This is a genomic window from Loigolactobacillus backii, from assembly GCF_001663675.1.
Taxonomy (GTDB): Bacteria; Bacillota; Bacilli; order Lactobacillales; family Lactobacillaceae; genus Loigolactobacillus; species Loigolactobacillus backii.
The window spans coordinates 2,492,706-2,506,782 of record NZ_CP014873.1; the positions used below are offsets into that span (position 1 = coordinate 2,492,706).

The 14,077-nt window shown below is 41.2% G+C and carries 12 protein-coding genes; all 12 read right to left on the reverse strand.

What is annotated here, in order from left to right; genetic code table 11:
- Nucleotides 1-85 precede the first annotated feature (85 nt).
- A complete protein-coding gene (gene uvrA, locus AYR53_RS11335) occupies nucleotides 86-2,956 on the reverse strand; it encodes an excinuclease ABC subunit UvrA (protein WP_068225302.1) in 2,871 nt (956 codons plus the stop codon).
- 93 nt (nucleotides 2,957-3,049) lie between these two features.
- Nucleotides 3,050-5,056 (reverse strand): excinuclease ABC subunit UvrB, encoded by a 2,007-nt coding sequence (uvrB, locus tag AYR53_RS11340; protein WP_068280270.1) that lies wholly within the window; start codon nucleotides 5,054-5,056, stop codon nucleotides 3,050-3,052.
- 392 nt (nucleotides 5,057-5,448) lie between these two features.
- Nucleotides 5,449-6,084, reverse strand: a complete 636-nt coding sequence (locus AYR53_RS11345; RefSeq protein WP_068225304.1) for an HD domain-containing protein — start codon at nucleotides 6,082-6,084, stop codon at nucleotides 5,449-5,451.
- A 142-nt stretch (nucleotides 6,085-6,226) separates the two neighbouring features.
- The gene (locus AYR53_RS11350) at nucleotides 6,227-7,954 is read right to left on the reverse strand and encodes a phospho-sugar mutase (protein WP_068225305.1); all 1,728 of its coding nucleotides are present in this window, start codon (nucleotides 7,952-7,954) and stop codon (nucleotides 6,227-6,229) included.
- Nucleotides 7,955-8,350: 396 nt separating this feature from the next.
- Nucleotides 8,351-9,298: a thioredoxin-disulfide reductase gene (trxB, locus tag AYR53_RS11355; RefSeq protein ID WP_068225306.1), complete on the reverse strand. Its 948-nt coding sequence runs from the start codon at nucleotides 9,296-9,298 to the stop codon at nucleotides 8,351-8,353.
- 75 nt (nucleotides 9,299-9,373) lie between these two features.
- The gene (locus AYR53_RS11360) at nucleotides 9,374-9,781 is read right to left on the reverse strand and encodes a tetratricopeptide repeat protein (RefSeq protein WP_068225307.1); all 408 of its coding nucleotides are present in this window, start codon (nucleotides 9,779-9,781) and stop codon (nucleotides 9,374-9,376) included.
- A 214-nt stretch (nucleotides 9,782-9,995) separates the two neighbouring features.
- The gene (locus AYR53_RS11365) at nucleotides 9,996-11,012 is read right to left on the reverse strand and encodes an NAD(P)H-dependent glycerol-3-phosphate dehydrogenase (protein WP_068225308.1); all 1,017 of its coding nucleotides are present in this window, start codon (nucleotides 11,010-11,012) and stop codon (nucleotides 9,996-9,998) included.
- 27 nt (nucleotides 11,013-11,039) lie between these two features.
- On the reverse strand, nucleotides 11,040-11,864 hold the full coding sequence (gene lgt, locus AYR53_RS11370) for a prolipoprotein diacylglyceryl transferase (RefSeq protein WP_068225309.1): 825 nt from the start codon (nucleotides 11,862-11,864) through the stop codon (nucleotides 11,040-11,042).
- Nucleotides 11,864-12,904, reverse strand: a complete 1,041-nt coding sequence (gene hprK, locus AYR53_RS11375) for an HPr(Ser) kinase/phosphatase (protein WP_082918513.1) — start codon at nucleotides 12,902-12,904, stop codon at nucleotides 11,864-11,866. Before hprK ends, lgt begins: the two co-directional genes overlap by 1 nt.
- A 282-nt stretch (nucleotides 12,905-13,186) precedes the next feature.
- Nucleotides 13,187-13,537, reverse strand: a complete 351-nt coding sequence (locus AYR53_RS11380) for a phage holin family protein (protein ID WP_068225310.1) — start codon at nucleotides 13,535-13,537, stop codon at nucleotides 13,187-13,189.
- On the reverse strand, nucleotides 13,537-13,830 hold the full coding sequence (locus AYR53_RS11385) for a hypothetical protein (protein WP_082918514.1): 294 nt from the start codon (nucleotides 13,828-13,830) through the stop codon (nucleotides 13,537-13,539). Before AYR53_RS11385 ends, AYR53_RS11380 begins: the two co-directional genes overlap by 1 nt.
- On the reverse strand, nucleotides 13,830-14,075 hold the full coding sequence (locus AYR53_RS11390) for a PspC domain-containing protein (protein WP_068225311.1): 246 nt from the start codon (nucleotides 14,073-14,075) through the stop codon (nucleotides 13,830-13,832). The genes AYR53_RS11385 and AYR53_RS11390 overlap by 1 nt, the downstream gene beginning before the upstream one ends.
- Nucleotides 14,076-14,077 lie beyond the last annotated feature (2 nt).

Here is a 14,077-nt window from a genome sequence, read left to right on the forward strand (position 1 = left end):
CTATCAACAGGATTTGACAGAGAGCCATTAAAATTGGCTAAAAGCACAATTTTAACGACAACAGTGTCCTTACTATTTTTAAACCCTACTTTTTAGTTTTTAGCGAGTTGACATCAAAACGTGGTCGTTTTGCATCACGTTCTAAAATTGGCTTCAAATATTGACCAGTATAACTTGCATCAGTTTCGGCGATCTTTTCAGGCGTTCCAGTTGCAACAACATAACCGCCTTCCGCACCGCCTTCAGGTCCTAGATCAATTAAATAATCGGCCGTTTTAATAACATCTAAATTGTGTTCGATGATTAAAACTGTGTTGCCAGCATCCACAAGTCGATGTAACACGGCCAATAACCGGTTAATATCATCTGAATGTAGGCCAGTTGTCGGTTCATCTAAAATATAAAAAGTCTTACCCGTTTGGCGCCGGTGTAATTCAGAAGCCAGCTTCATTCGTTGTGCCTCACCACCAGATAAAGTGGTTGCCGGCTGGCCCAAAGTAATGTAGCCCAACCCGACATCAACAATAGTCTGCAACTTACGTCGAATCTTGGGAATGTTTTCAAAGAACGGCAAGGCTTCATTAACCGTCATATTCAAAACATCCGAAATATTTTTATTTTTATACAAAACTTCTAACGTTTCCGAATTGTAGCGACTACCGTGACAAACCTCACAGGGCACGTAAACGTCGGGCAGAAAGTTCATTTCAATTTTGATGATCCCATCACCCTTACAGGCTTCACAGCGACCACCGCGAACGTTAAAACTGAAACGATTCTTTTTATAGCCATGCATTTTGGCTTCATTAGTCTGGGCAAAGAGATCCCGAATATCATCAAAAACACTGGTGTAAGTGGCCGGGTTACTCCGGGGAGTTCGCCCAATTGGACTTTGATCGATATCAACTATCTTATCAATATTTTTCACACCCGCCACTGATTTATATTTACCTGGTTTTTGCTTGTTTCGATTTAATTTTTGCGCTAAAACACGCTTTAAAATGCTGTTTACTAAGGTTGATTTACCGGATCCAGAGACCCCAGTGACGACAATAAAATCGCCTAACGGAAAATCAACGGTGATATTCTTCAAGTTATGTTCGGCAGCACCGGTCAAACGAATTTTTTTACCGTTACCTTTACGGCGTTCTTCCGGTAACCGAATATACTTTTTACCAGCTAAATATTGACCGGTTAGTGACTTGGGATTAGCCTCAACTTCTTTAGGGGTTCCGGCCGCCATTACCCGGCCACCATTTTCACCCGCTCCCGGGCCAATATCTAATAGATAGTCCGCGGCGCGCATAGTGTCTTCATCATGCTCAACGACAATTAACGTATTACCAAGATCCCGCATTGATTTTAATGAACTAATTAAGCGATTGTTATCTCGTTGGTGGAGACCAATTGATGGTTCATCTAAAATATACAAAACACCGGATAAATTCGAACCAATCTGGGTAGCCAAGCGAATCCGTTGCGCTTCACCACCAGATAAGGTTCCAGCAGAACGACTTAAATTAAGGTAATCCAAACCAACATTTTTCAAGAAATTCAATCGATCAGTAACTTCCTTAAGAATTGGTTTGGCAATAGTTAACTCTTTTTCAGTTAGTTTTAATCCTTGGAAAAATTCTAAGGAACGATTAATCGCGTATTCGGAAACCTCAGCAATATGCTTACCGTTTACTTTAACGGCAAGTGCTTGCGGGTTTAACCGGTAACCATGGCAAACGGGACAAGTTAATTCCGTCATGTATTGCCTCATCTGTGTCCGTGTAAAGTCACTGTTGGTATCGCGGTAACGTCGAGAAACGTTATTCACGACGCCTTCAAAGGTTGCGTCAACATCCCGAATTCCACCAAAATCATTTTCGTAATGAAAATGGAACGTTCGGTCACCAGCACCATATAAAACTAAATTACGCTGCTCTTCAGGTAACTTATTAAATGGCTTTTCCATATCAATACCAAAACTTGCTGCGGCCTGGGCCAACATCTGGGGGTAATACTGGGATGAAATCGGGTTCCACGGTGCAATTGCCCCCGCTTTTAGAGTCAACGTTGGGTCAGGCACAATCAAATCTTCGTCAACTTCCAATTTAGCCCCTAAACCATCACACTCGGGACAGGCCCCAAAAGGTGCGTTAAATGAAAATAACCGCGGTTCCAACTCGCCAATCGTAAAGCCACAGTAAGGGCACGCATAATGTTCAGAAAACATGATCGGTTCGCCGCCAATAATGTCCGCCGTTGCGTACCCATCAGATAACCGCAACGCCGCCTCGAATGAATCAAATAGCCGTGAGCGTGCGCTGGCCTTAACAACAATTCGGTCAATGACGATATCAATATCGTGTTTCTTATTCTTTTCCAGCTCAATGTCATCGCTAATATCATAAATTTCACCATCAATTTTAACGCGGACATAGCCCTCTTTTTGAATTCGCTGCAGGACCTTTTTATGTTGGCCTTTTTTGGCCCGAATAATTGGTGACATAATTTGTAATTTCGTTTTTTCTGGTAAGTTTAATACTCGATTGACCATTTGTTCGACGGTTTGACTACTAATTTCTGTCCCATCATTAGGACAAATGGGATGGCCAACCCGTGCCCACAGTAACCTTAGGTAATCATTAATTTCCGTAACGGTTCCAACTGTCGACCGGGGATTCTTTGAGGTTGTTTTTTGATCGATTGAGATAGCTGGGCTTAATCCATCGATAGAATCAACGTCAGGTTTATCCATTTGACCCAAGAACTGTCGTGCGTAGGCCGATAAACTTTCCACATAGCGTCGTTGTCCTTCTGCATAAAGCGTATCAAACGCAAGTGAGCTTTTCCCTGAACCCGATAAACCAGTGATGACGACTAATTTATCCCGGGGAATAGTAACGTCGATATCCTTTAAATTATGCGCACGAGCGCCGTGAATGATAATTTTATCATTTGCCAATAAATTTTCCTCCTCAGTTCTTAGGACTAATTTTAAGTTGAAACGCAAATGAACGTGCCAAACAAAGGTCATCCGATTGCGATTGTCTAAAATTTATTCAATTGCTGCTTTTAGTTCTAAGATTGTATCCCGTAAAGTTGCTGCCTGTTCAAAATCTAATTTCTTGGCGGCGGCCTTCATCTGCTCTTCAAGCCGACCAATCATTTCTTTTTGTTCTTTCTTTGACATATCCGTAAAATCTGGTTCTTTAATGGCACCAGTTTCTTGGTGATCGTCCTTCGCCGCTTTCGTTGGTGAAATTAGATCACGAATTGGCTTAACAATGGTCGTTGGTGTGACGTGATGGACCTCATTAAACTTCTCTTGGGTGGTTCGTCGCCGTTTAGTTTCATCCATTGCCGCTTGCATTGAATCAGTAACCCGATCAGCGTACATAATGACAGTCCCATCAACATTTCGTGAAGCACGACCAATTGTTTGAATCAGTGAGCGTTCACTCCGTAAGAAACCTTCCTTATCGGCATCTAAAATGGCAATCAGCGAAACTTCAGGAACATCAATTCCTTCCCGCAATAAATTAATACCAATCAGAACATCAAATTTGCCCAAACGTAGATCACGAATAATCTGTGTTCGCTCTAACGTTTTTATATCACTGTGTAAATAACGAACTTTAATTCCTAATTCTTTCAAATAGTCAGTTAAATCTTCCGCCATTTTCTTGGTCAAGGTTGTTACAAAAACACGTTCATGGCGCTCTACACGCTTATTAATTTCGCCTACAAGATCATCAATTTGACCCATAATTGGCCGAACTTCAATTTTAGGATCTAACAGTCCAGTTGGTCGAATGATTTGTTCCGCGACGTGATCCGTTTGCGAATACTCATACGGACCAGGTGTTGCTGAAACGTAAACAATTTGATTAACGTGCTGTTCAAATTCATTTAGTTTTAGTGGTCGGTTGTCCAGCGCACTTGGTAACCGAAAACCGTAATCAACTAACATTTGTTTCCGAGCTCGGTCACCGTTATACATCCCCCGAATCTGCGGCATCGTTGCGTGAGATTCATCAATCATAATCAAGAAGTCCTTGGGAAAGAAATCAATTAATGTATACGGTGGCTCACCAGCTTTTCGACCCTCCATGTGGCGAGAATAGTTCTCAATTCCGGAAGTGTAGCCCATTTCGCGCAACATTTCAATATCATAATTGGTCCGCTGCTCTAGTCGCTGCGCCTCCAATAATTTATGCTGATCGGTTAACTCCTTCAAACGCGTCTTTAACTCGGCCTCAATGCTAACAATTGCGTGTTCCATCTGCTCATCGTTGGTCATAAAATGAGTTGCCGGGAATATGGCCACGTGATCGCGGTCACCCACAACTTCACCAGTTAGCGCATCTACTTCACGGATACGATCAATTTCATCACCAAAGAATTCAATTCGTAACGCCCGTTCATCCCGGGAAGCTGGAAAAATTTCAACAACATCCCCGCGGACACGAAAACGTCCCCGCTGAAAATCAATATCGTTACGTTCAAATTGAATATCAATTAAACGGCGCAGTAATTCATTGCGTTCCAATTCTTGGCCAACTCGCAATGATAAAACGTGATCACGATACTCATCCGGACTGCCTAAACCAAAAATACAAGAAACCGAAGCGACAACAATCACATCGTTACGTTCTAATAGTGAACTCGTTGCCGAATGGCGTAATTTATCAATTTCATCATTAATGCTAGAATCCTTTTCAATGTACGTATCGCTTGACGGTACATAGGCTTCTGGTTGGTAATAATCATAATAACTTACAAAATATTCAACCGCGTTATTAGGGAAAAATTGTTTGAATTCGCCGTATAACTGACCAGCTAAAGTTTTATTGTGGGCTATCACCAAAGTCGGTTTTCCAACATTCTTAATCACTTCACTCATTGTAAACGTCTTACCAGTCCCGGTTGCCCCTAATAGGATCTGAGCCTTTTCACCATTTTCAATTCCCTCAGTCAATTGTTTAATTGCCTGTGGCTGATCACCAGCAGGTTGATAAGGTGAAACTAAATCAAAATCACGATGTTCTTCACGTTGAATCAAGTAAGTGACCTCCTCATTACCTATGTCTATTTTGTGTGACCACAAAATCCTATTTTCGGATGATGTCCATTCTCCTAGCGCTTAATTCGCACCCTGGAAACATGGCACCTCCTCATTACCTATATGTCTATTTTACGTGACCACAAAATCCTATTTTCGGTGGATATTCCATTCTCCCAGCGCTTAATTCGCGCCCTGGAAACATGGTCTCCAAACCAAACGAAAGAGAGTGGGCCAGCTATTTATAAAATATATCGAACCATTTATAAACTCGCTGCAAAAAGATGAGGCCTCTTTAAGCGTAATCATCACCTTTTCATTCCACTCTCTACAATCAAATTAGTGTCTATATTCTATCACACCGAACATATTTTCGCCATAGCTTTGCTCGCTTACTTAACCTGCATAATTTGCTGCGTTATTTGCCGTAATTTTTCTCGATTAGTAAATTGCTCGGCCAATAAATCCGGTAAAATTTGATTAATAAAATACTGAACGCTTGCCATATCCGAAAATCTAACAATTGTCCGGAGACTTTCCCGATAAATATTAGTGTAAACTGTTTCGGGATTACCTTTTTGAATCTCACCAAAGGATTCATACAATAAATCTACTTTATCAGAAACTGATAAGATTCGTCCTTCCAATGTATCATCCTTACCTTCACCTAGTCGGCGCCGGTAAGCTTCCTGAAACTCGGTCGGTATTTCATTAACGATGAAATTCTCAGTAAGGTTGTCATCAACCTCCGCTAACATTTTGCGAAGTGCTGGTGTTGCGTATTTCACCGGCGTTTTAATGTCACCAATAAAGCGTTCTGTATAATCATGGTTCAATGCTTTTTCGTATAATGAACGCCAATCAACCGTTTGACCGGCATTTTCTTCAATATCACCGAGCATCTGCGCCACTTGAGTAACTTTAAACGAATGGGCGGCCACTGAATGCTCTTCAAATTTAAAATATCCTGGCGCTCGTTGAATTGTTTCTAAATTACTTAGGCTTTGTAAATATTGATGCATTCCCATAATCAATCAGTCCTTCCGGCTATTAAATTGCTCTTATTTTACAGTTTCTTCTGGTTAAATTTCAAGTTAAGTAGCAAAAATGGTGCGGTTATATCACCGTTTTAACTCATTAAAACGTGCAATAACCACACCACTTTTATTTTTATTTAGCCGCAAAAGCAGTTAATGCTTGCTCAAATGCCGTTAAACGAGTTTGAGCATCTTCTTCACTAGTACCAACCGTCCCAACATAGAATTTAATTTTTGGTTCAGTTCCTGAAGGACGAATGGCAATCCAAGTCCCATCGGCCAACAAATATTTAAGCACGTTGGACTTTGGTAGCTTAATAGGTTCAGTGTGTCCATCCGCAAAATTAGTTACTTGATTTTGAAAATCCTGTAAAGCAGTAACCTTAACGTCATTGAAACTTTCAGGTTGTTCTTCCCGGAATTTAGTCATTAGTGCCTTGATTTCACCAGCGCCTTCAGCCCCGGCAAAAGTTTGTGAAATTGTTTTTTCAGCAAAATAACCATACTGCTTAAACAAATCTTGTAAGCCATCATATAGTGTTTTACCTTGTTTTTGATAGTAAGCCGTAATTTCGGCCAATAAAAGAACACCCTGAATGGCATCTTTGTCTCGAACAAATGGTTTAATCAATGAACCGTAGCTTTCTTCAAAACCAAACATATAAGTATGGCTATGGTCTTCTTCATAATTTTTAATCTTTTCAGCAATAAATTTGAAACCTGTCAAAACATTAATCATCTCAACACCGTAGTGTTCAGCAATTTTAGTTGCCAACTCAGTTGAAACGATAGATTTAATTGCAACCGCGTTCTTAGGTAAGGTTCCGGCTTCCTGATTAGCTCGTAAAATATAATCAAGCATTAAGGCCGCAATCTGATTACCATTTAACAAGCGGTATTCACCATCTGGTTGGCGCACCGCCGTTCCCAGCCGATCGGCGTCAGGATCAGTAGCAACCAACATGTCGGCGTCCTCTTTTTTACCCAAGGCAATTGCTAGATCAAATGTTTCTGGAAATTCAGGGTTTGGGTAAGCAACGGTAGCAAATTCTGGGTCGTAAATGGATTGCTCTGGTACTAAACGAAATTGGCTGAAACCAGCATTCCGCAAAGCTTGCTCGCCTAACATTTTACCAGTGCCATGAAGTGGTGTATAAACCAACTTCATCTTACTACCAACTTCGTCAATTAATTTTTGATTGATCGTAACGGATTTAATATTAGCCAAGTAAGCTTCATCCACATCTTCACCAATGAGAGTTAATAAGTGCTTAGCCCGTAATTCATGCTCGCTAACCGTTTTAATTGCAAACAGGTCCGTTACTTTACGAACATAACTAGTTGTTAAATCAGCCTCTTTTGGTGGCATCTGACCACCATCCGGGCCGTAAATTTTATAGCCATTATATTGCTTCGGGTTATGGCTGGCAGTAATCATAATACCAGCGTAGGTACCTAAATTACGAACAGCAAACGATAGTTCTGGCGTAGGCCGTAGCGCGTCAAATACAAAGGATGGAATGCCATGAGCGCCCAAAACATGAGCGGCCTCATGCGCAAAGGCCTCAGAATTGTAACGTGAATCAAAGCTGATAGCGACCCCTTGCGCCTTTGTCTTAGCATCTAAGGTGTCCATCATTAACGCTAAGCCTTCAGTTGCTTGCCGAACCGTATAAATGTTCATCCGGTTAATCCCAGGGCCCATTACACCACGCATACCTGCTGTACCAAATTCCATTGGTGCATAAAAAGCATCCTTCAAATTAGCCTCATCACCGGCCATTTGTTCCAGTTCAGCTTTAAGCCCAGCGTCCAAACGTGTGTAATTTTTCCAAGTATTGTACGTATCCTGCCATGTCATTAAAACGTACCTCCTAAAGTCATTAAATCCTTATTTAAAATTTACGTGGTCACCCCACGTCGGATCTTTAATTCAATAATTAGTATACTACAAAAGGCAGCGCTTTTATAAAACAACTCTAAAAAGCTCAGAATAATTTCATTAATTGCTCAAAATTTAATAATCAGTTGCGTGGCTTAACCAACTTCCAGTTAGATTCTTCAATACCTAATTTAGTAAATTTACGCAAATTAAAAGCAGCTGGGACAAAAAGCCCTAGCCGCTTACTATTTTCGATCATTACTCTAGAACGTGCGCCAAAAGTCTGGGTCACGTACCTAATCCAGTAACCATAATTAGCCTACGTTACGCAGTAAACCTAAAACCGACTTTTATCCTACTCCCTTAGCTAAAGCCTTAGGAAATTGTTTCTTTATCCTTAGCCGCTAAATCCTGAATGTAGGCGTATGCCTGTTGACCGGCCATACCGCCATCACCAACTGATGTCGTAATCTGCCGTAGATCCTTTTGCCGAACGTCACCAATGGCAAAGATTCCAGGCACCTTAGTACGCATGTGATCATCCGTAACTACCCAACCAGCATCATCGAGAATCCCTAGATCAGTAAAACTATCCGTCAAAGCATTAATCCCAACGTAGATGAAGACCCCACTAGCTGGTAATGTGTGTGCTTCGCCGGACACTTTGTCGGTGTAACGAACACCGGTGACTTTTTGATCATCACCTAAGATTTCCTCAGTATTAGCATTCCAGATAAAATTAACCTTAGGATTAGCAAAAGCACGATCCTGCATAATTTTTTGTGCTCGTAATTGATCCCGGCGATGAATAATTGTTACCTTAGAGGCCAACTGAGCTAGATACAGACCTTCTTCAACTGCAGAATCACCGCCACCAATCACAGCAACTTCCCGGTTCTTAAAGAACGCACCATCACAAACAGCACAGTAGGAGACGCCCCGGCCACTATAGTCATTTTCGCCAGGAATTTCTAATTTACGGTGTTCGGCCCCAGTTGCAATAACAACGGCCTTGGCCTCATAATCACCATCATCAGTGCTGATTAGCTTAACGTCGCCATTATCCTTGATTCCGGTAACGTTACCGTAAGCGTACTCCGCACCAAATTGAGTTGCGCCGTCATACATTTTTTGTGCCAAATCAGGCCCAAGAACTGACTTGAAGCCTGGATAATTTTCAATTGCAGCTGTATTGTTCATTTGCCCGCCATAAATCCCGCGGTCAAGTATAATAACCGATAAATTTGATCGTGATGCATAAAGTGCGGCCGTTAAACCACCTGGACCAGCACCGATTACAATGATATCAGCTTTTTTTGTCATGGTCACAACCCCCGTCATTTAGATTCTGAAATTAAGCATACGCCGTCGCTTTCAGAAAGTCTAATAGTTTGCTTACTAAAAGTTACCAAGCTCAGTCCTTAATTGGGATAGTAAATCCATGGCTTCCGTCTTAAATTCCTGTTGACCGCTTGTGAGGTACCCTTGAACACACTGAAAGCTATCTTCAAACTGGTTCATAAAGGCATAGCAATTGGCCAAGAAATACTGAATTTCGGGATGATTCTTACCGTAATGCTTATTTAGCTGCTCTAACTGTAAAATTGCTTCATTATAACGATTATCATACTGGAGACAAATCGCTAACTGACAATTAGCAAAGACATAATCATCATCAGTTTGTGCTAACGTTTGAGCCCGTTCAAGGTAAACAATTGCCTTTTTATAGCGATTCTTTGAAAAAGCTGTCATTCCTAAATTAAAGTAAAATTCACATGAAGGCTGAAATGAGATAACCTCACCCATTACGTCGACTCCTTTATTTAAAAAATAAATTATTCTGCGTTAACTAACTTAAATAAACCTCACCGTCAAATTAACCTACCTGAGATAAAATGTCAACCACCCGGCTAAATTAAATTTAGGTTGTGTTTTAAAATCATTTTTAGTTAGTGTTTTCCTAACTAATTTGGCGTAAATGTGCTACAAGAACTTTTCCAAACGCTCACTTGCTACAATGCTAATCCATTTCCATTTTTCCTTCACGTTGCATTAAACAAGTGATTTCATCGCGAATATTCTTCTGTTCATATAGAACGTGATAAATAGCCGTAGTGATCGGCATTTCAATATTTTTTTGTTGGGCAAGTTCGTGGGCAACCTTGGTTGTTGAAACACCTTCAACAACCATTCCCATGTTCTTTAAAATTGTTTCTAGCGATTGTCCCTGGCCTAATTGATTGCCTGCCCGCCAATTACGGGAATGAACACTGGTACAGGTAACGATTAGATCGCCGACGCCGGATAGCCCGATAAAGGTCAGTGGCTTAGCACCAAAAGCGACCCCTAAGCGACTGATCTCGGCCAAGCCCCGGGTTATTAAAGCAGCCTTCGTGTTATCACCGTAACCTAACCCGTGCAGGGCACCGGCGCCGATTGCAATGACGTTTTTTAAGGCCGCCCCCATTTCGACACCAATGACATCATCATTGGTGTAAATTCTAAAATAATCATTCATAAATAATTGTTGTACTCGTTTAGCCGCCTCAAGATCGACGGAGGCCGCCGTAATTGAGGTTAAATCACGATTAGCAACATCCTCAGCGTGACTGGGACCCGATAACACGACTAACGCCTGCCGTTCATTTTCAGGAATCTCCTCGCTTAACACTTGTGATAGGCGCTTATGCGTTCCCTGTTCCAGACCCTTACTGGCGTGCATAATCAGTGGCTTACGTCCGGTTTCATTTAAAACGGTAACGACCTTTTTTGCCACCTCGCGAATTGCATTCGTTGGGACTACAAATAAAATTAAATCAACGTCTTGCAAGGCAGTAGCAAGGCTAAGTGTCGCTACCACTTTAGGATTAATTTTAAACGTTGGTAAATAATGAACGTTTGTGTGTTCTTGATTAATTTCCGTAACTAACTTTTCTTTGTTAGCCCAGAGTGAAACCTGGTGACCATTTTCCGTTAATAAATTTGCTAAAACAGTCCCCCATGAACCGGCACCAAGTACCGCAATTTTTTCTGTCATAACGTTAAAAACTCCTTCTTAAACCGTTTACTTTTTTTGATTGCCAGCCAAATAATCAACCAGTAGTGGGTCATTGTAGCGGCGCCAAATCCATAAACCAATTGCACCAATAAAGAAAATCAGTGAAAGCAGTTGTGAAACTCGAAGCAGATTAAAGAGCATTAAACTATCCGTTCGCATTCCTTCAATAAAGAAACGGCCAAACGCATACCAACTAACATAAAGCAGGAAAACCTCGCCCTGCTTAAATAGTCCTTTACGATGGCGTAAGCTCATAATCACAACGAAACCAAGCAAGTCCCAAACTGATTCATACAAGAAAGTGGGCTGGCGGTAGGCCCTGTTAATAAACATCTGTTGGATAATGAAATTAGGTAAGTGCAATCCCTGCAAAAAGGTAAGTGATGTCTGTGCACCAAAGGCCTCTTGATTCATAAAGTTTCCCCAGCGACCAATACCTTGCCCTAAAATAACGGTTGGTGCGGCAATATCCAGCACTAACCAAACCGGCAACTGATGCCGTCGACAAAACACGTAAAAAACGATCGCCGCTGCAATTAAACTACCATAAATTGCCATTCCTCCGTGCCAAATCGCAATGATTTCACCAGGATGAGCAGCATAATACGGCCATTCAAAAAGGACATAATAAAGCCGGGCCCCAATTAAAGCAAAAGGCAAGGACCATAAAATAAGATTAAATAGATCGTCTGAAGAGACTTGGCGGCGATCGGCCTCACGCATTGCTAACACAACGGCCAAAACTACACCAGTTGCAATAATCACGCCATACCAATGAATCTCAAATGGTCCAAATTTTAAAGCGATAGGATTTAACGCGGCTACCAACATTAGGCGTCAGCACCACCCTTCTTTGTTTCATCCGTTTTCGGTTTTGAACTAACATCACCACTTGGTTTAGTTGTTGGTGTATTTGGCGTTGCATCTGCTGCTTCGTCAACTGCAGAATTTTTTTGAATGAGCTGATTCAAATTAGATTCAAACGTCTTGGTTGCATCATAACCCATTGCTCGAGCTCGGAAATTCATCGCCGCAACTTCAATAATAATTGCCAAATTACGCCCAGTTTTAACCGGAATCGTAACCCGTGGTAGCGTAACGTCAAAGATTTGCATTGCTTCTTCACCGTTACCTAACCGATCAAAATTCTTTTCGGGCGTCCAAGTCTCCAAATGAACAACTAGTTGAATTGGTGTATCACTACGAACTGCCCCCGCACCAAATAAATTCATGACATCAATAATACCAATTCCACGAATTTCAAGCAGATGGCGTAAGATGGCCGGTGCTTCGCCAACTAAAGTTTGTTCATCCTGTTCATAAACTTCAACGCGATCATCAGCGATTAGACGGTGGCCCCGCTTAACTAGTTCCAAAGCAGTTTCACTTTTACCAACTCCTGAATCGCCAGTAATTAATACGCCAATTCCGTAAATATCTACCAAAACACCATGAATTGACCGCCGTTCAGCTAGGCGCCCATCTAAATAATCGGTCATTAGGCTTGATAAGCGCGTCGTCGCAAGTTTTGATCCCAATACCGGGATTTTGGCGTCTCCTGCTGCCTGACACAATTCATCTGGTGCCGGTAATGAACGGGAGACAACAAACGCCGGCGTATCCTTAGCAGCCATTTTTCTAAAAATCATTAATCGCTCTTCAGGCGTCATTTTTTTTAAAAAAGAAATCTCAGTTCGACCAAACAATTGAATTCGTTCGTGGGGATAATAATTAAAATAACCGGTTAATTCTAAGCCTGGCCGGGAAATATCACTGACCGTAATGCCGCGCTGCTCTAAAAATTCTTGGCCCGCGTAAACCTTGAGTTTAGCACGGTCAACAAGCTCGCTAACTTTAACACTTTCAACCATTACAATTGCTCCTATCATAAAAAGTAATTAAACAACAATATTCTTTATTTTAACATTGCCACATGGTCCCTGCACTGCTTTTCTAATGAATTACTATTCAAAGACTGTACTTACTAGGTTCAACATACAAACTAAAAGACGTTATGTCAAAAGTAATCGCATTCAAAAACAACTTCTGTTCAGAATCTTTTTAACTAATTTAGCCTAAACGTCCCCCTAATAATCAAAAAAATAGGTAGCCGGGACAAAAATATATTTTGTCTCAACTACCTATTTTTTTAGTTATGCTGCCCGACCAAAATGACTACTAATGATCATATTAACTAGTGAAATAACAATCGCAACTAGTATTGCTGAACTAAAGCTGCTGAAAGCAAAGCCACTGCCAACGAAAAAGGCAGTTAGGCGCAACATAATTGCGTTGATGATAATACTGAATAGACCCAATGTTAGTAATGTGATGGGTAGCGAAAGAAATGTCAGGATAGGTTTAACCAAGGCATTCAAAATCCCCAGAACTAAACTAGCACCAATGGCCATCCAAATACTAGAAACAAAAAGGGCGTTGGGGAAAAAGCCAGCAATTGCCAAAAAGATAATGGCATTCACTAAAATTCGCTGCCAAAAACCCATTAAAAATCACTCCAGTCGTCGTCTTCTACTTTAACATCTCGGGCCGCCTTACGTTCCCGGTTAGCCGAATGTGGTTGCGTGCGGTAATTACTTTGCCGCCAATTATAGTGGCGATGATGATAATTATGATGATTCTTCTTTGTTACTAAATGGAACATAACGATTAATAAAATTGGAACGGCTAAAAATCGTAACGGCAACCAAAGCAACAAGACCAACAATAAAACAAGTGCAATTGCTGGACTAAAGAAGAGCATCATTGCGCCCAATAATAGTAATAGTAAAAACATCATTAGAAATCACTCCAATCATCATCATGGCTTTGATTAGTCGTTGTCTGCTTTGAGGTCTGATCATCAGCCATGACAAGCGCTAAAATGAGGTAAATAACAACAGCAGGCACAACGCCCGTGAGTAGCCCCGCAGCAGCATAAATCAAGCGAACCAATGTCTTATCTAAATTGAAATAGTCCGCAATGCCTCCTAAAACGCCACTTAGAATCCGGTTGTTTGATTTTACTAATCTTTTTGCCTGCATCA

Bases quoted from the DNA above. Each gene is read 5' to 3' on its own strand.
- AYR53_RS11390 (WP_068225311.1), bottom strand. From the start codon at position 14,075: ATGCAGGCAAAAAGATTAGTAAAATCAAACAACCGGATTCTAAGTGGC.
- hprK (WP_082918513.1), bottom strand. From the start codon at position 12,904: ATGGTTGAAAGTGTTAAAGTTAGCGAGCTTGTTGACCGTGCTAAACTC.
- AYR53_RS11360 (WP_068225307.1), bottom strand. From the start codon at position 9,781: ATGGGTGAGGTTATCTCATTTCAGCCTTCATGTGAATTTTACTTTAAT.
- AYR53_RS11385 (WP_082918514.1), bottom strand. From the start codon at position 13,830: ATGATGTTTTTACTATTACTATTATTGGGCGCAATGATGCTCTTCTTT.
- AYR53_RS11380 (WP_068225310.1), bottom strand. From the start codon at position 13,537: ATGGGTTTTTGGCAGCGAATTTTAGTGAATGCCATTATCTTTTTGGCA.
- AYR53_RS11345 (WP_068225304.1), bottom strand. From the start codon at position 6,084: ATGGGAATGCATCAATATTTACAAAGCCTAAGTAATTTAGAAACAATT.
- lgt (WP_068225309.1), bottom strand. From the start codon at position 11,864: ATGTTGGTAGCCGCGTTAAATCCTATCGCTTTAAAATTTGGACCATTT.
- trxB (WP_068225306.1), bottom strand. From the start codon at position 9,298: ATGACAAAAAAAGCTGATATCATTGTAATCGGTGCTGGTCCAGGTGGT.
- AYR53_RS11350 (WP_068225305.1), bottom strand. From the start codon at position 7,954: ATGACATGGCAGGATACGTACAATACTTGGAAAAATTACACACGTTTG.
- AYR53_RS11365 (WP_068225308.1), bottom strand. From the start codon at position 11,012: ATGACAGAAAAAATTGCGGTACTTGGTGCCGGTTCATGGGGGACTGTT.